Source organism: Arthrobacter castelli DSM 16402 (assembly GCF_000430705.1).
GTDB lineage: Bacteria > Actinomycetota > Actinomycetes > Actinomycetales > Micrococcaceae > Arthrobacter_C > Arthrobacter_C castelli.
In genome coordinates this window covers 146,458-162,806 of sequence record NZ_AUMN01000010.1, presented here as the reverse complement: position 1 = coordinate 162,806, position 16,349 = coordinate 146,458, and the positions used below count along the sequence as shown (strand labels likewise).

Annotated in this window: 13 protein-coding genes; 9 read left to right on the top strand and 4 right to left on the bottom strand. The window is 63.6% G+C overall.

Annotated elements, in window-relative coordinates; all coding sequences use genetic code 11:
- Positions 1-21: 21 nt before the first annotated feature.
- Together H535_RS0112720 and H535_RS0112715 are read right to left on the bottom strand one after the other, a co-directional pair.
- Positions 22-1,017, bottom strand: a complete 996-nt coding sequence (locus H535_RS0112720) for a sugar phosphate isomerase/epimerase family protein (protein WP_026819853.1) — start codon at positions 1,015-1,017, stop codon at positions 22-24.
- A gap of 477 nt (positions 1,018-1,494) precedes the next feature.
- Positions 1,495-2,181 carry a GntR family transcriptional regulator gene (locus H535_RS0112715; protein WP_026819852.1) on the bottom strand — a complete coding sequence of 229 codons (687 nt, stop codon included), beginning with the start codon at positions 2,179-2,181 and terminating at the stop codon, positions 1,495-1,497.
- Positions 2,182-2,249: 68 nt separating this feature from the next.
- Here H535_RS0112715 and H535_RS0112710 point away from each other — a divergent pair, with 68 nt between their 5' ends.
- The 9 genes from H535_RS0112710 (at position 2,250) to H535_RS25220 (ending at position 13,408) form a co-directional block, all read left to right on the top strand.
- Positions 2,250-3,275: an LLM class flavin-dependent oxidoreductase gene (locus H535_RS0112710; protein ID WP_026819851.1), complete on the top strand. Its 1,026-nt coding sequence runs from the start codon at positions 2,250-2,252 to the stop codon at positions 3,273-3,275.
- Positions 3,276-3,377: 102 nt separating this feature from the next.
- Complete coding sequence (locus H535_RS0112705) at positions 3,378-3,980, top strand: type IV toxin-antitoxin system AbiEi family antitoxin domain-containing protein (RefSeq protein WP_081416653.1); 603 nt, start codon at positions 3,378-3,380, stop codon at positions 3,978-3,980.
- 324 nt (positions 3,981-4,304) lie between these two features.
- Entirely contained in the window at positions 4,305-4,940 is a 636-nt protein-coding gene (locus tag H535_RS25235; protein ID WP_051299163.1) for a DedA family protein, read from the top strand.
- A 247-nt stretch (positions 4,941-5,187) separates the two neighbouring features.
- Positions 5,188-6,594, top strand: coding sequence for an Nramp family divalent metal transporter (locus H535_RS25230; protein WP_245580293.1), 1,407 nt, complete (start codon positions 5,188-5,190; stop codon positions 6,592-6,594).
- Positions 6,595-6,695: 101 nt separating this feature from the next.
- Positions 6,696-7,733 carry an L-idonate 5-dehydrogenase gene (locus tag H535_RS0112690; protein ID WP_026819849.1) on the top strand — a complete coding sequence of 346 codons (1,038 nt, stop codon included), beginning with the start codon at positions 6,696-6,698 and terminating at the stop codon, positions 7,731-7,733.
- 198 nt (positions 7,734-7,931) lie between these two features.
- Complete coding sequence (gene chvE, locus H535_RS0112685) at positions 7,932-9,044, top strand: multiple monosaccharide ABC transporter substrate-binding protein (RefSeq protein ID WP_026819848.1); 1,113 nt, start codon at positions 7,932-7,934, stop codon at positions 9,042-9,044.
- A 133-nt stretch (positions 9,045-9,177) separates the two neighbouring features.
- Positions 9,178-10,707 carry a multiple monosaccharide ABC transporter ATP-binding protein gene (gene mmsA / locus H535_RS0112680; protein ID WP_026819847.1) on the top strand — a complete coding sequence of 510 codons (1,530 nt, stop codon included), beginning with the start codon at positions 9,178-9,180 and terminating at the stop codon, positions 10,705-10,707.
- A gap of 5 nt (positions 10,708-10,712) precedes the next feature.
- Entirely contained in the window at positions 10,713-12,032 is a 1,320-nt protein-coding gene (gene mmsB / locus H535_RS25225; RefSeq protein ID WP_081416652.1) for a multiple monosaccharide ABC transporter permease, read from the top strand.
- A 107-nt stretch (positions 12,033-12,139) separates the two neighbouring features.
- Positions 12,140-13,408 (top strand): multidrug effflux MFS transporter, encoded by a 1,269-nt coding sequence (locus tag H535_RS25220; RefSeq protein ID WP_051299157.1) that lies wholly within the window; start codon positions 12,140-12,142, stop codon positions 13,406-13,408.
- Between the two features lie 59 nt (positions 13,409-13,467).
- On the opposite strand, the gene H535_RS0112665 is transcribed toward H535_RS25220, so the two are convergent.
- Positions 13,468-14,655 carry a N(5)-(carboxyethyl)ornithine synthase gene (locus H535_RS0112665; RefSeq protein WP_026819846.1) on the bottom strand — a complete coding sequence of 396 codons (1,188 nt, stop codon included), beginning with the start codon at positions 14,653-14,655 and terminating at the stop codon, positions 13,468-13,470.
- Positions 14,656-14,785: 130 nt separating this feature from the next.
- Entirely contained in the window at positions 14,786-16,306 is a 1,521-nt protein-coding gene (gene araA / locus H535_RS0112660) for an L-arabinose isomerase (RefSeq protein ID WP_026819845.1), read from the bottom strand.
- Positions 16,307-16,349 lie beyond the last annotated feature (43 nt).

Genomic DNA, 16,349 nt, shown 5'->3' with positions numbered 1-16,349 from the left:
TCGAATCCGGTCTGAACGTTGTCAGCCGGCGGCGCGCGCCGGCTGCTGCCGCCCCTGTGCCACCAGCGGTTGGCCCAGCTTGTAGTCGGCCGTCCTGGGAAGGATCCTGTTGCGCAGGTAGTCCTGGTTCGACGCCGAAACGCTGAGTCCATCTCCACCATAGTGTTCGGTGCAGATAATTCCCTGGAAACCGTAAGACAGCGCTGTCTTAAACGCTTCACGGTAGCTGATCAGCCCGGTTTCCAGCGGCGCCGGCACCGCCACATAGTAGCCGCGGGCCACATCCTCGTCACGGGAGTAGTTCTTCACGTGCCAGTAGTTGGCATAGGGCACCGTCTTGGCGATCATCTCCTGCACGGATTCGATCGGGCGGTGCAGCCTGATCAGGTTGCCCATATCCGGGTTCAGCCCGACATTGGGCAGGTCGATGTCCTGGACCAGCTGCACGGCCGAATCGCCGGTGCCCAGGTAGGTGTCTTCGTACAATTCCAGCGACATCAGCAGTCCGAGCTCCGCGGCATGCTTGCCGAGCTCCTGGAGCCGGGAGACCGCCTTGTTCCAGGTGTCCTTGTCATTGACCGGGTCCTTGTGGCCCTCCACCGTCCAGAACCACAGCTGCTTCTGTTGCTCTTCGGTCAACGCCTGGTGCAGGCCGAAGGAGACCACTTCGCAGCCGAGGTGCGCCGCGGCCTCCAGCGTGCGATGGCTGTAGTCGAGGTTGTTTTCCCAGTTCTGCTCGTCGATCACGCTGCGGCGAATCGCGGAAACCGCCGGGGCGCCGATGCCGACGTTATCGGCGGCGAGCTTCAGCTCATCCAGCCGCCGGCTGGAGAGGTCGCCCGGGTGGATCCAGGAGTCGAACAGGTCGACGTTGGAGAAACCGGCTTCCTTGACCTCGCTGAACACGCCTTCCCAGACTGACGGATCGGCATCCTCGTTCCGGACGCCGTCGGCGCCCTTGTTGGGAAACTGCAGCAGCGCCGCGGTGATCGGCCAGTTGTCGGCTGTATATGGCATATTGTGAGCTCCGTCCCGATGGCATCGTGTTTCCTATAGGATTCACGACGGGACTCGCAAATGTCAATCGTGCTGCACGGACACAACCAGCACGGACATAGCCGGTACCTCGTCGTTACCGCCCGAGGTCGTTACTTCCCGCCGAGCCCCGAGGCCGATACTTCCCGCACTGCCCCGAGGTCGATACTTCCCGCACTGCCCCGAGGTCGATACTTCCCGCACTGCCCCGAGGTCGATACTTCCCGCCCTGCCCGAGATCGATACTTCCCGCCGAGGTAGGGGGTTAGCCGTGAGGTAGCCCATTGCAACGGGCTACTTCGAGGCCAAGGCGCTATCTCGCGCGGAGCTGCCGACATCTCCCGAGGAACTGCCGATATCGCCGGACCAACATCTCGAGAGGAACTGCCGACGTCGGCGGGCCAACATTTAGTGGTTCGCACCTCTACCCGGCCCCGGCGCTCCCGAGGCACCGGCACCCTACCCGGTTCCCGCGCTGTCCTCGATGGAACGCTGCTTGACCCCGTTGAGGTGGTCCTCCATCGCCTGCCGGGCAGCGGCCGGGTCCTCCGCCGCGATTGCGTCGCGGATTTTCTGGTGTTCGGCAATCGCGTTTTCGGCGTCGGTGACACCGAGGCCGGCGAAGAAACGGAACCGCTGCACTTGTCCGCCCAGGGTGTTGAACGCATTAAGAATGAAGGGATTGTCCGCGTGTTCGGCGATCAGCCGATGGAAGTCCTCGTCCGCCTTCCAGTAGTCCCGGAACTCCGCATAGGACGACCCCGTGGGCGAGGACCGCAATGCCTCAATGGTCTGCTCCAGTTGCTTCTTGAATTCGGGCGTGGAATGACCGCATGCCTTCTCGGCGTTTACCGGCTCGATGACCAGCCGCGCCTCCATCAGCTGCTCCAGCTCATGGGCCGTGAACAGCGGCGCCACCTTATACCCGCGCAGTGCGACCCGCTCCACCATTCCCGTATGTTCCAACCGGGCCAGCGCCTCCCGCACCGGCGTCGGCGACACATCCAGTTCGCGGGCGATGCCGTCGATGCTGATGCTGGCACCGGCCTCGAAGCGGCCATCGATGAGCGAAGCCATCAGCTCTTCGTAGACGTGGTCAGCCAGGACTTGCCGGTTCAGCACGCGGCGGGGTTGCGGTTCCGTCATACGTAAATCCTATAGGGAGACCGGGAAAGGCAAGGAATGAGGTCCGGCGCCGGATGGTTACCGCGGACATGAAGCGCATCGGTTTCCTCTCCTTCGGCCACTGGTCCCCCATCGATGGGTCACAGGCCCGCACCGCCCGCGACTCCCTGTTGCAAAGCGTTGAACTCGCCGAAGCGACCGAAGAGCTCGGCCTCGACGGGGCGTTCTTCCGGGTCCACCATTTCGCCCGCCAGCAGGCGTCCCCGTTCCCGCTACTCTCGGCCGTCGCCGCGCGCACCAACCGGATCGAGATGGGCACCGGCGTCGTCGATATGCGCTACGAAAACCCGCTATACATGGCAGAGGAAGCGGCCCAGACAGACCTCATCAGCGGCGGACGGCTGCAGCTGGGCATCAGCCGCGGGTCGCCCGAACCCGCCCTCAATGGCGCCGCCAACTTCGGCTACCGGCCCGACGACGGCGAAGATGCCGCGGATATGGCCCGCCGCCACACCAAGGTGTTCCGCCACGCCATCAGCGGTGCCGGCGTCGCAGAACCCGATCCCCGCCAAGCCTCCGGCCTGCTGCCCGTCCAGCCGCACTCCCCCGGACTCAGCGAACGTATCTGGTGGGGCGCCGGCACCCGCAAGACCGCCGTCTGGGCCGCGGAACACGGTATGAACCTGATGAGCTCCACGCTGCTTACCGAAGACACCGGCGTCCCCTTCCACGAACTGCAGGCCGAACAGATCCACATGTTCCGCGACGCCTGGGCTGGCGCCGGCCATGACTTCACGCCCCGCGTCTCGGTCAGCCGAAGCGTGCTGCCCATTGTCGACGACGAGGACCACCAATACTTTGGCCTCAGCGCGCTGCGCGAGAACCGCGACCAGGTCGGCGTGCTCGACGGCGCCATGTCCCGGTCCGGCAAGAGCTACATTGGCGAACCAGATCAACTTGCCGAAGACCTTGCCGCCGACACCGCGGTCGCCTCCGCCGACACCCTGATGCTCACGGTGCCCAACCTGCTCGGGGTGGACTACAACGCGAAACTGCTGGGCAACGTGGCCAAGCACGTCGCTCCGGCAATCGGGTGGGAGCCGGCGTCGAGGTGACAACCGCACCGAAACTCTGAAACGACTGCGATGCAGAGGAAGCATCCGGGCGATGTGGGACATTTCCACGACAAATATAGTTACCCGTCGTAGAATAGCACCATGAAGCCTAACGGCCAGACGTTGGATCGGCTCCCACACGATTCGGTTTTCAGCATCAGCGACGCTGTGAACCAGGGTGTCTCAAAATCCAACCTCTACCGTCTTCGGGATGCCGGAGTGATCGATCAGGTCGCGCCTGGACTTTATGTGTACGGCGACGGCATCGAAGCCGACCTCGACCTGATCGAGGCCGCGCATAAGGCTCCGCTCGGCACTATCTGTCTCAACAGCGCCTTGGCCCGCCACGGACTCATTGATGAAATCCCGTCCGCTATTGACTTGGCACTGCCACGGAGCAAGACTCCACCGAGGCTCGCGTCCCCCGTCACCTGGCACCTCTTCGACAAGGCGACCTTCAACGTCGGTCGTTCAGAACTTTCCATCGAGGGCGGGGAGGGCTTGGAAATTGGGATCTACTCCCCCGAACGGTCGATTGTGGATGCTTTTCGGCTGAGAGCCAGTGCAGGCTACGAGACAGGCTTGGAGGCGTTGCGAAATTGGCTGAAGCGCCGAGGATCCCACCCCGCAATGCTCATGGACATGGCGGCCACCCTGCCCCGGGCGAAGGGACCGCTGCAACGAGCATTGGAGATTCTGCTTTGACGGCAGAGAAGACCTACCACCATCTGCAGAACCTCGCACGGCGTCGCCGACGTCCGACAGACGAAATACTCACCTGGTACGGATTGGAACGATTCCTGGCGCGGTTAGCGATGACGACCTACGCCGAGGACTTTTGCCTCAAGGGCGGGGTCTTACTGTCCGCTCACTCGCTGCGCCGCCCGACTCGGGACACGGCTGCTCCCCCATAGTTCTCGCTTCGACGCGTTGATGCCATGCTACCGGTGGGGCGGGAGGTACTGGCTGCCTGGCGCTACAGCAAGACCGTTCAGCGCATCCGACTTGTTTGTCGGGGAGGATGGACGCATGAACGAACTCGGCGAGCTACTGCGCAGTCTGGACTACTGGTGGATCTATCCGGCCGGGGCGCTCTTCGTGACCGTGTCAGCGATGATTCCGCCGGTGCCGAGTACCACGCTGTTCGTCGCGCTGGGGTCCCTCTCAGCACAGACAGATCACCTCAACCCTTACCTGCTGGCTGCTGCCATGTTGGCCGGGGCCGTGGCCGGCGACGCCGCGACTTTCTTTGTGGCGCGACGGTTTAATCTGACGGAGCGGAAGTTCTTTTCCGGCCGCCGGTGGCAGTCAGGCTTCCAGGCCGCGCGGACCCGATTGGGGCGCAAGGGGCTACCGCTGGTGCTGACCTCCCGGTTTGTTCCGTTGGGACGACTGACACTTAACGTGGCCGCGGCCATGGTCCCCCAGCCTCTCCGCCGCTTCATGGCACATTCTGTTCTCGCCGGGGTGCTGTGGTCCGCCTATTCGGTGGGAGTCGGCACTGTGTCCGGCGCCCTGCCGCAACTGTCCACCGAATTCGCCGTGCTGCTGGCCATCGCAGTGTCCCTTGCGCTGGGGACTGCCATCAACCACGCGGTGTCATGGTGGGAAGGTCGACAATTGCCGGAGTTCGTCCGGACGCGGGGCTCCACCATCAAACGATAGCGAGACCCGCCCTCCGAGACCCTGCCTCTGAAATGTTCCCCCGAGACCCGCCCTCGGAACCCTGCCATCGAGACCCTGCCTCCGGCGATAGTGCAACTTGTGGCAATACTTTCTCCCGGGCACCCGAAGCAAATATCCTATTGGATGGTGTGCGCTGGAACACTGGGAGCAGAGATCGGCACGGAACGCGGTGCGGGTCCCGCCCTTCGGTCAGCACAAGCCGCCCCACGCCTATAGAGGAGCAGAATTGTCAGCTAGTACGTCCGAACCGGCCCTCGGAGCCGGGGACCTGGACGATCCGTATGCCCTGAATCCCAACGACGTCCAGGATCCGCCCAAGAGCTGGCTGGGCAAGCTCCGCTTCCTCGGCCCCGGCATGATCACCTCGGCCGCCGTCGTCGGCTCCGGTGAACTGCTCACGGCAACCACCTTGGGCGCCGAAGTCGGATTCATCCTGCTGTGGCTGGTGCTGGTCTCCACCTTCATCAAGGTGTGGGTGCAAATCGAGTTGGGGCGCTGGTCCATCTCCACCGGCAAAGTCGCGGTGACGGGCTACGACGAGGTTCCACCGAAAATTGGCAAACGCGGCTGGATGGCCTGGCTCGTGCTGCTGATGTTCGTCCAGTTCCTCACCAGCCAGGCCGGGGTCATTACCGCCTCGGCATTCGCCTTCTCCTCGCTTATGCCGATCGGCGGCGACCCCTACTCTTTCGTCTCGATCGGCAGTTGGGTCGCCATTCTGGTGGCCATCGCCATCGCGATCCACCTGACCAACAAGTACACAGTGGTGGAGCGGATTTCCACGGCCTTGGTGGTGCTCATCGCCGTGTTCGCTATCGTCATGGTGTTCGCGATTCAGGGTACGGAGTTCTCCTGGACCGCCGGCCAGTTGATGGAGGGAATGCGCTTCCAGATCGCCGTTGGTTCCTTCGGCGTGGCACTGTCCATGTTCGGCCTGACGGGCGTCGGGGCCGGCGAAATCACCGCCTACACCTACTGGTGTGTCGAAAAGGGGTACGCAGCCTGGTCCGGCCATAACGACGGTTCCGAAGCGTGGGTGAAGCGTGCCCGCGGCTGGATCTCCGTGATGAAACTGGACGCCTGGGTCGCTTGGTTCGTCTACACGATTTCCACCGCGGCGTTCTACATCCTCGGTGCCGCTGTGCTGCACCCGCAGGGCATCGTGCCGGCGGGCGACGAGGTAATGGCCACCATTTCGAGCATCTTCTCCACCGAGGTGGGACGCTGGGGAGCCGTTGTCTTCCTGATCGGCGCCGGCCTCGCACTGTTCAAGACGATCATCGCCAACGTGCCGAGCCTGGGTCGCCAGGTGGGGAACACGCTCGCCGTGTTCGGTGCCTACGACTGGAGCAACCAACGGCAACGCGATCGCTGGATGCGCTCCATTATGATCATACTGCCGCTGGTGTGGGGCCTGTTCGGCACCATCGTGTCGTCGCCGCTGGCTTTGGTGGTCCTGGCCGGCATTCTCAACGCTGTGTATCTGATGGGCGTTGCAGCCGCGACCGTCTATCTCTCCCACCGGCAGACGGATCCGCTGGTCAAGGACGGTAAGTTCTTCGCCGTTATGCTGGTGCTGTCCGCCATCGCGGTGTTCTTTGTCGGCGTCATGGGCCTGGTCAATATGCTTTAAGCCTGACGACGACGGCGGGAACAGCCGACAACGGCAGACGACGGCGGGAACAGCCGACAACGGCGGACGATGGCGGCAAGAAGGGATCGAGGGAGCACACCATGAAGGCAGTCATCGTCCATGGCAAGGACGACCTGAGGGTCGAGGAAACGCCGGACCCGCATCCCGGACCTCACGAGGTCCTCGTGGAGCTGGCCTGGGGAGGGATCTGCGGCTCGGACATTGCCTACTGGAAACATGGAACCTCAGGCACCGCCGCCCTGTCCGACCCGCTGGTGCTGGGCCACGAAGTCTCCGGACGCATTGCGTCAATCGGCACGGATGCAGCCGAGGCAGTGGCCGCCGTGGGGGCCGACGTCGGAACGCCGGTGACGCTGCATCCGGCGACTTTGGTCGGTGACCATGCACCGGAGCTTGCTGCCCGGAGCAACCTCTGGCCTCAGGTCCGGTATTTTGGTTCAGCGGCCTTCCACCCTCACGAACAGGGCGCCTTCAGCCGGTACCGCGCGGTGCGCCCGGACCAACTGCGCATTGTGCCGGACGGGGTGACCCTGAAGGAGTCGGCACTTGCCGAGCCGTTCGGGGTGGCATTGCACGCCGTCGCCCGGGCCGGCGAACTGGCCGGCCGGACGGTGCTGATCAACGGGTGCGGGCCGATCGGGGCATTGACCGTTGCCGCTGCCTTGGCCGCCGGGGCAGGGCGTGTGGTTGCCGCGGATCTGTCCGACGACGCACTGGACATCGCGCGCCGCATGGGAGCCGACGCGACGGTGAACCCCGGCCGGGGCGATACCCTCCCGGTCGACGTCGATGCAGCCATCGAGGCATCCGGGGCACCCCGCGCGCTGGGCGGGGTCATCGCCGCCGTGAAGCGTGGCGGGGTGCTGGTCCAAGTCGGCAACCTTCCGGCCGGCGAGATATCCGCGGCTATCGGCAACATCGTGACCCGCGAAATCGACTACCGCGGCTCCTACCGGTTCGTCGACGAAATCAGCACGGCGCTGGAACTGATGGCCGGCGGAGTCGACGTCTCGCCGCTGATGACCCACGAAGTGGCCATCGGAGAAGCGGTCCGCGGGTTCGAGCTCGCGGCCGACCGGGCCACCGGTTCCTCAAAGGTGATGATCCAGCTCAGCTGAGACCGGGGCCGAAACCTCGGCCAAGTCCCCGCGAACCTGGCCACTCGTTGACACATTCACGGGCGTTGTGAGTAAACTAACACGATCGATGTGAACGCTCACATTCCAGGTCGCAGACTGGACAATTCGGCGTGCCAGACGCATTTCCACACCAGGGATGCTGTGATCTGCGCCGGGCGCCCCATGAAAGGAATAGCAGTGAAGAAAAACAAATTCTTCGTCTCAGTGGCTGCCGCGAGTGTGCTGGCGCTGACTCTGACAGCGTGCGGCGGCAGCCGCGGAGCAGGGGGCAACGAGGAGGACCAGTCCTCCAAGGGTGCCTTGATCGGCGTAGCGATGCCGACGCAGCAGTCGGAACGGTGGATCGCCGACGGTAAGAACGTCAGGAAGGAGCTGAAGGAACTCGGCTACAAAGTCGACCTGCAGTACGCCAATGACGACATCCCCACCCAGGTTTCCCAGATCGAGAACATGATCACCGACGGCGCCGAAGCGCTCATCATCGCCTCGATTGACGGTACAACCCTGACGAGCGTGCTGGAGACAGCCGAGGCCCAGGACATTCCGGTCATCTCCTACGACCGGTTGATTCTGGGCTCGGACACTGTTGACTACTACACCACGTTCGACAACTATCAGGTCGGTGTCCAGCAAGCGACCTCCCTGCTGACCGGTCTCGGAATCCTTGACGAGAACGGGAAGAAAACCGGCAAGAAGGGCCCCTTCAATGTGGAGCTGTTCGCCGGCAGCCCCGACGACAACAACGCGAAGTTCTTCTGGAACGGAGCAATGGACACTCTGCAGCCGTATCTGGACAGCGGCGTGCTGAAGGTTCCCAGTGGCCAGACAAACTTCCAGCAGGCTGCCATCCTGCGCTGGCTGCCGGCCACGGCCCAGGCCAGGATGGAAGACCTTCTGACCATTGGCAATGCGAAGCTGGATGGCATTCTGTCGCCGTACGATGGCCTGTCCATCGGCATTATCTCCGCACTGAAGTCGGCCGGATATACCAATAAAACTCTGCCGATCGTGACCGGACAGGATGCCGAGGTCGGCTCCGTGAAGTCCATTATCGAAGGCGAACAGTATTCGACGATCTTCAAGGACGTCAGGAAACTGGGCAAGCGCGCGGTCCTCATGGTCGATGACATCCTCAACGGCAAGAAGCCGGAGGTCAACGACACCGAGACATATGACAACGGCACCAAGGTTGTCCCGTCGTACCTGCTGGAGTCCGAGATTGTCACCAAAGAGAACTACAAGAAGGTCCTGGTGGACAGCGGCTACTACGAGGCCAAAGAGCTGAAGTAATGGCGCCGGCCGGTTATCGCCGCTGAAGAAGCTCGGCGGCGGTGGCCGGCCACTTCCTTGTTATACCCGCCAGAGCGCGGTGGACGGGCGGATATCCGCGCCGGAACCACTGCTTGCGAGAATTGGAAACTGCATGCCTGAACACATCCTGCAGATGCGCCAAATACAAAAGACCTTCCCGGGAGTCAAGGCCCTGGATAACGTCAGCCTCGACGTCGACCACGGGCAGGTGCATGCCATCTGCGGCGAAAACGGAGCGGGGAAGTCCACCCTGATGAAAGTCCTCTCCGGCGTATATCCCTATGGAACCTACGACGGCGACATCGTCTATGAGGATCGCCCCGTCGAGTTCAAGGACATCCGGGACAGCGAGAAGAGCGGCATCGTCATCATTCATCAGGAGCTCGCGCTGAGCCCCTACCTGTCCGTGGCGGAGAATATCTTCCTGGGCAATGAGAAGTCCCGGCGCGGCCTGATCGACTGGGATGCCACCAACAGCGAGGCCGCGGCACTGCTGACCCGGGTGGGGCTGGACCTGAGTCCGCACACCAAAGCAGGCAACATCGGCGTCGGCCAGCAGCAACTCGTCGAAATAGCCAAGGCGCTGTCCAAAGAAGTCCGGCTGCTGATCCTCGATGAGCCGACGGCGGCACTCAACGATGAGGACTCCGAGCATCTGCTGCAGCTGGTCGGCGGGCTGCGCGACGAGGGAATCACCTGCATCCTCATCAGCCACAAACTGAACGAGATCCGCGCCATCGCCGACGTCGTCACGATTATCCGCGACGGCAAAACCATTGAAACGCTGCGGCTCGACGGCGGTGATGTCAGCGAGGACCGCATCATCAAGGGCATGGTCGGGCGGGACCTGGAGAATCGTTATCCGGCTCGGGAGCCCGACATCGGCGACGAAGTCCTGAGGGTGGAGGACTGGACCGTGCACCACCCGACCGAACACTCCCGGGTGGTCATCGACGGGGCGAATGTGTCCGTGCGCGCTGGTGAGATCGTGGGCATTGCCGGACTGATGGGCGCCGGCCGGACCGAACTGGCCATGAGCATTTTCGGCCACAGCTACGGGACCAATATCTCCGGCACTGTCTACAAGCGCGGCAAGCCGATCAGCACCAAGACGGTCAGCGAGGCCATCTCCCACGGCATCGCCTACGCCACTGAGGACCGGAAGAAATACGGCCTCAATCTGATCGAGGACATCAAGCGCAATGTCTCCGCGGCGGCGTTGGACAAGCTGGCGGACAACGGATGGGTCGACGGCGACAAGGAAGTAGTCGTGGCCGAAGAGTACCGCCAGTCGATGAACATCAAGGCCTCATCGGTGGCGACAGTGACCGGCAAGCTCTCCGGCGGCAACCAGCAGAAGGTCGTGCTGTCGAAGTGGATGTTCTCCGACCCGGACGTCCTCATCCTCGACGAGCCCACCCGCGGTATCGATGTTGGCGCGAAGTACGAGATCTACACCATCATTCACCGGCTCGCCGCCCAGGGGAAAGCCGTCATCATGATTTCCTCCGAACTGCCGGAAATCCTCGGTATCTGCGACCGCATCTACACGCTGGCCGAAGGCACCATCACGGGCGAAGTCACCATCGACGACGCGAACCCCGAAATTCTGATGCAACACATGACCAAGGACAAGGACTAGTTCGAATGGTAACGACTATCAAGGACTCCGCCGGTTTCCTGATGAGCCGGCTGCGCCAAATTGGAATATTTGTCGCGCTGCTGGTCATCGTCGGGTTCTTCCAGATCCTGACTGCAGGCGCACTGCTGCAACCGGAGAACGTATCGAACATCATCGTGCAGAACAGCTACATTCTGCTGCTGGCCATCGGCATGGTGATGGTGATCATTGCCGGTCACATCGACCTGTCCGTCGGCTCCGTTGCCGCCTTCGTCGGTGCGATGTCCGGAGTGATGATCCAAAGCTGGGACTTCCCCTGGTGGCTGGCCCTGGTTGCCTCCCTGCTGGTCGGCGCCCTCGTCGGAGCGTGGCAGGGATTCTGGATTGCCTACGTGGGAATTCCCGCCTTCATCGTCACGCTGGCCGGCATGCTGATCTTCCGTGGCCTGACGCAGATCACCCTGGGAAATCAGCGCATCACCGGCTTCCCGGAACCGTACCGTGCCTTGGGCGGCGGATTCCTGTTCCCGGGGCTGTTCCCGCCGGAGACGAACATCTTCGACTGGACCACGATTGGGCTCGGCCTGCTGGCAACCGCAGCACTGGCCGTGCAGCAGTTCAAGGCCCGCGCTTCACGCCGCAGGATGGGCCTCGACGACGAGCCGTCAGCGTGGTTCACCACCAAGCTCGCCTTCGGCATCATCATGATTCTTGGCATGACCTACCTGTTGGGCAGCTCGCGCGGCGGCACCCCTATTGTGCTGGTGGTGCTGGCTGTGCTGATTGTTGCCTACAGCCTGGTGATGACCCGCAGTGTCTTCGGGCGGCACGTTTACGCCCGCGGCGGCAATCTGCACGCCGCCGAACTATCCGGCGTCAAGGTCAAGAAGGTCGACTTCTTCCTGTTCGTCAACATGGGCGTGCTGGCGGCGTTGGCGGGCCTGGTATTCACCGGGCGCCTCAATTCGGCCGGCCCGGGTGCCGGCAACTTGTTCGAACTGGACGCTATTGCCGCTGCCTTCATTGGCGGTGCGGCCGTGACCGGCGGCGTCGGCACCGTCGTCGGCGCCATCACCGGCGGTCTGATCATGGGCGTGCTGAACAACGGCATGTCGCTGATGGGCGTTGGAACCGACTACCAGCAGTTCATTAAGGGCATGGTGCTGCTGCTTGCGGTGGCCTTCGACGTGTTCAACAAGCGTCGCGTCACCGGCTCGCCGCGGTTCCGCCCTGTCGTCCGGCCGGGCAAGGACAACAACGACATACCGCCGCCGCCTTCAGCCGAGCCGCTCCCGGATGAGGACGAGGCCTTGGCCACAGCCGAACCGCGGCGCAGCCAGCACTAGCGGGTGCCGCCCCTGCCCGCGTGCCGGTTTCCTTGAAGAGCTCAAACCTTGGGCGGGCGTTTACCGGCCCAACGACATCGTCGGCTACCTTCGCTAGGGTTGAATGAGTGACTGATGTCCCAGGCAACCAAACCAGACACGTACCGAACTTCAAATATGTGCTGATGCTCGGTGCGCTGTCCGCGCTGCCTGCGTTGTCGACGGACATGTATCTGCCGTCCCTGCCGGATGTGGCCACAGACCTCCAAGCAAGCCAGGCCGCAGTGCAGTTCACGCTGTCGGCGATGCTGATCGGCGGTGGCGTGGGACAGCTGGTCATCGGCCCGCTGTCCGACCGGTTCGGACGCCGGCTGCCGCTGATAGTTGGCATCACGTTGCACATCGTGATCTCCATGGCGTGCTCGATCGCGCCGGATATCGCCACGCTGATCGGCCTGCGGGTGCTGCAGGGATTCTTCAACGCGGCTGCCGCCGTCGTCGCAATTGCCGTGATCCGCGACCGGTTTATCGGTTCGGAAGCGGCGCGGTTGATGTCGCGGCTGGTGCTGGTCATTGGTGTCGCACCGTTGTTCGCGCCATCCATTGGGCAGGTCATCGCCGGGCAATGGCATTGGCGTGCCGTGTTCTACGCACTGGCGCTAATTGGGGCTGCCCTCGTGGTGATCGTGTGGAAGTGGATGCCGGAGACCCTGCCGGTCGAGAGCCGGCGCGGTGCGCGGCCACGCCAGATCGCGGGCTCATACTGGTCGCTGCTGCGCGACCGGGAATTCATGGCGCTGGCGGTGCTGCCCGGGCTGGGGATGGGCGTCATCATGAGCTACGTGGTGGGATCGCCGTTCGTATTCCAGAATCAATACGGGCTCAGCGGGTCCCAGTTCGCACTGGTTTTCGCGCTCAATGGCGTGGTGCTGGTGCTTTCGGCGCAGCTCAACGCGAGCCTGGTGCGCCACATTGCCCCGGCGAGGATCCTGCGGGCGTCGGTGCTGATACAACTCGGCTTCGGCGTGCTCCTGCTGCTGACCGTGCTCACCGGTGCGGGCGGACTATTCGGGGTGCTGATCGGGCTCTGGCTGGTCTTCGCAACCCAGGGGCTGGTTCCGCCAAACGCCACCGTGCTGTCGCTGAACAACTACGGGCATATGGCGGGCACCGCCTCGGCGGTCATGGGAGCACTCAAATTCGGCATCGCCGGCCTGATCAGCCCGTTGGTCGGCTTCCTCGGCGGCGGCGCGCTGGCCATGGTCGGCGTGATGCTGGGCATCGTGGTGGTGATGTTCCTGGTGCTGCTCGCCGGCACACCGGTCTACCGGAAGGCCGGCTGGATGAAGCTCGAATTCCAGACACGGGAAGAGGCGCTGACGGACCGCAGGCAGTAGGGCGGCTCGTCGCAAGCTCTCGGCGCCCGAAGAATCCCGCCGTTACCATCTGGAACGCATCACAGGGGCGAATCAACCACCTCAGCGGGTACCTGCGCGCCAGCTGCATATGGATACTTGGGCGCGCGTTCCTGGAATTCGAGGATCGCCGGGTTTACAACTTCTCCGTCACGGATCTCGATGGCTCGGCGGACGCTGTCGTTCTCGTCCCAGGCGGAAGGACCCTCCATCACGGTGCGCAGAAACGGCAGCACCGCTTCGCTGACTTCCCACGTGGCCGAATCCCACAGATAGGAGGGGGTGTGGTCGACCGCGTAGTAGCGGATATGATGCCCCACTTCGAACATTGGCTCGGCGAACGACGTCGGACGCGCCCACTCGAAACCCATGCCTTCGTCGCAGGAGACATCCACGATTAAACTCCCGGGCTGGAAGGCGTCCAGGTCCTCGTTCCGCAGGTACGTCAGCGGCGCATTGGGATCCTGCAGCGTGCAGTTGACGACGATATCGGCTTCGGCGAGGAACGGCGCCAGCGGCACCCGGCCACGGTCGCTGATCACCGTGCTGAGGTACGGGGACGATTCGTCGTGGTCGAATTGGACGATGCGAACAGAATGAATCGGTGAACCGACGGCGGCGACGCTGCGGTTGGTGAGCACCTGTACGTCGTGGACCCCATGAGCGTTGAGGGCGGTAATGGCGCCACGGGCGGTGGCGCCAAAACCGAGGACGACGGCGCGCATCCGGCGGCCATAGTCACCGGTCTGCCCGCACAGCTCGAGGGCATGCAGCACCGAGCAGTAGCCGGCCAGCTCGTTGTTTTTGTGGAAGACATGGAGCCCAAAGTCGCCTGCCGACGTCCAGTGGTTCATGGCTTCGAAGGCGATCAGCGTCAGCCGCCGGTCGATGGCCAGCTGTGTGACCTCGCGGTCCTGAACACAGTGCGGCCACCCCCACAAGATCTGACCATCGGAGAACTCTGCAAGATCAGCGGGCTGCGGCTTCGGCAACAGAATGACGTCGGAGCGGGAGAGAACCTCCTCGCGGGAGGCGATCCGACCAACCAGCGGCTCCAGCTGGGCGTCGGAGAAACCGAAGCGTTCACCGTAGCCACGTTCAAGGATCATTCGTTCACGCAGATCCTTGTCGATTCGTTCGAAGTGCCTCGGATGGATCGGCAGCCGCCGCTCGTCCCGTTTCCGCGATGTCGACATCACGCCAAGGTTCATCAGGTCAGTACTGGTCATCGTTGCTCCCTTATGTGATGCCGCGATGGCATCACCGCTCTTGACGATACGGCAAACGGGCCAACACCACCTCGTTCAGCTGCAGGTCACCAGTCGAAATCCGTGAAGGCGTGGTCGATTTCGGTGCCGCTCACAGTCCGCCCGCGAGCTTGTAGTACGCCTGGTTCCAGCGGATCTCGTTCTTGAACCCGCGCAGCGAAGTGTCTTCGTCGATCAACAGCAGTTCGGTCTGTGCCATCTCGGCAAAATCCTCGAAGACCTCCACGCCCACGCCGGTCGTCAGCACGGTGTGGTGGGCAGCTCCCGCCGTCAGCCACGCGGCGGCGGAAGTGGCGAAGTCGGGCTTGGGCTCCCACACGGCGCGGGCGACCGGGAGCTTGGGCAGCGGCTCATCCAGCGGGACGACGTCGACGGCGTTGGCCACCAGCCGGAACCGGTCCCGCATGTCGGACAGGGCGACGACGACGCCGGCGCCCGGGTCGGCGTCGAACACCAGCCGGACGGGGTCCTCGCGTCCGCCGATGCCCAGCGGGTGGATTTCGAGCTTCGGCGTGGAGGTGGTCAGCGAGGGGCAGACCTCCAGCATGTGGGCGCCGAGGATCTTCTCCTGCCCCGGCACCAGATGGTAGGTGTAGTCCTCCATCAGCGACGCGCCGCCGTCGAGCCCGGCTCCCATCACCTTGGCCGCCCGGACCAGGATCGCCGTCTTCCAGTCGCCCTCGGGGCCGAAGCCGTAACCGTCGGCCATCAGCCGCTGCACCGCGAGCCCGGGCAGCTGGCGGAGCGCGCCCAGGTCTTCAAACGTGGTGGTGAAGGCGGCCGACCCGGACGCTTCCAGGAAGCTCCGCAGGCCGAGCTCAATCCGGGCCCCGTAGCGCAGCGAGTCATGCCGGCTGCCGCCGGTCCGCAGCTCAGGCGCGACGTCATACAGGTCCTCATACTCGGCAACCAACGCGTCGACGTCGGACTCTGCCGCCCCGTGCACCGCTTCGGCAAGATCGTTGACACCCCAGGTGTTGACCGAGACGCCGAAGCGCAGTTCCGCCTCGGTCTTGTCGCCTTCGGTCACCGCGACGTTGCGCATGTTGTCGCCGAAACGGGTCAGTTTCAGCGAGCGCACGGCAGCCCGGCCCGCGGCGGCCCGCTGCCACGTACCGATGCGGCGGAGCACCTCCGGATTGGACACGTGGCCCACCACCGTCTTGCGCGGCACGGACAGCCGTGACTGGATGTACCCGAATTCCCGGTCACCGTGGGCGGCCTGGTTCAGGTTCATGAAGTCGAAGTCGATGTCGGCCCAGGGCAGTTCCACGTTGACCTGGGTGTGCAGGTGCAGCAGTGGCTTGCGCAGCGCGTCCAGCCCGGCGATCCACATTTTCGCCGGCGAGAAGGTGTGCATCCATGCCGAAACGCCGATCACGTTGTCGTCCGCATTGGCCTCAAGCGCGGTCCGGCGGATGGCGTCTGCCTCGGTCAGCACCGGTTTCCATACCACCCGCACCGGCAGCTCCGCGGCGGCGTCCAATTCCTTGGCGATCTGCCGGGACTGCTCGGCGACCTGGCGCAGCACGTCCTCGCCGTACAGGCTTTGGCTGCCGGTCAGGAACCAGACTTCGTAGGGTTCGAGCGATGTCGACGATGCGTTGGACAAGGGGGCTCCTTCGGGCGAGGCGGGCTGGCTGCGTGGGGGCTGG

Coding starts and splice junctions, on each gene's coding strand:
- H535_RS0112705 (WP_081416653.1), top strand. CDS start 3,378: ATGAAGCCTAACGGCCAGACGTTGGATCGGCTCCCACACGATTCGGTT.
- H535_RS25235 (WP_051299163.1), top strand. CDS start 4,305: ATGAACGAACTCGGCGAGCTACTGCGCAGTCTGGACTACTGGTGGATC.
- H535_RS0112665 (WP_026819846.1), bottom strand. CDS start 14,655: ATGACCAGTACTGACCTGATGAACCTTGGCGTGATGTCGACATCGCGG.
- H535_RS0112690 (WP_026819849.1), top strand. CDS start 6,696: ATGAAGGCAGTCATCGTCCATGGCAAGGACGACCTGAGGGTCGAGGAA.
- H535_RS0112710 (WP_026819851.1), top strand. CDS start 2,250: ATGAAGCGCATCGGTTTCCTCTCCTTCGGCCACTGGTCCCCCATCGAT.
- H535_RS0112720 (WP_026819853.1), bottom strand. CDS start 1,017: ATGCCATATACAGCCGACAACTGGCCGATCACCGCGGCGCTGCTGCAG.
- mmsA (WP_026819847.1), top strand. CDS start 9,178: ATGCCTGAACACATCCTGCAGATGCGCCAAATACAAAAGACCTTCCCG.
- H535_RS0112715 (WP_026819852.1), bottom strand. CDS start 2,181: ATGACGGAACCGCAACCCCGCCGCGTGCTGAACCGGCAAGTCCTGGCT.
- mmsB (WP_081416652.1), top strand. CDS start 10,713: ATGGTAACGACTATCAAGGACTCCGCCGGTTTCCTGATGAGCCGGCTG.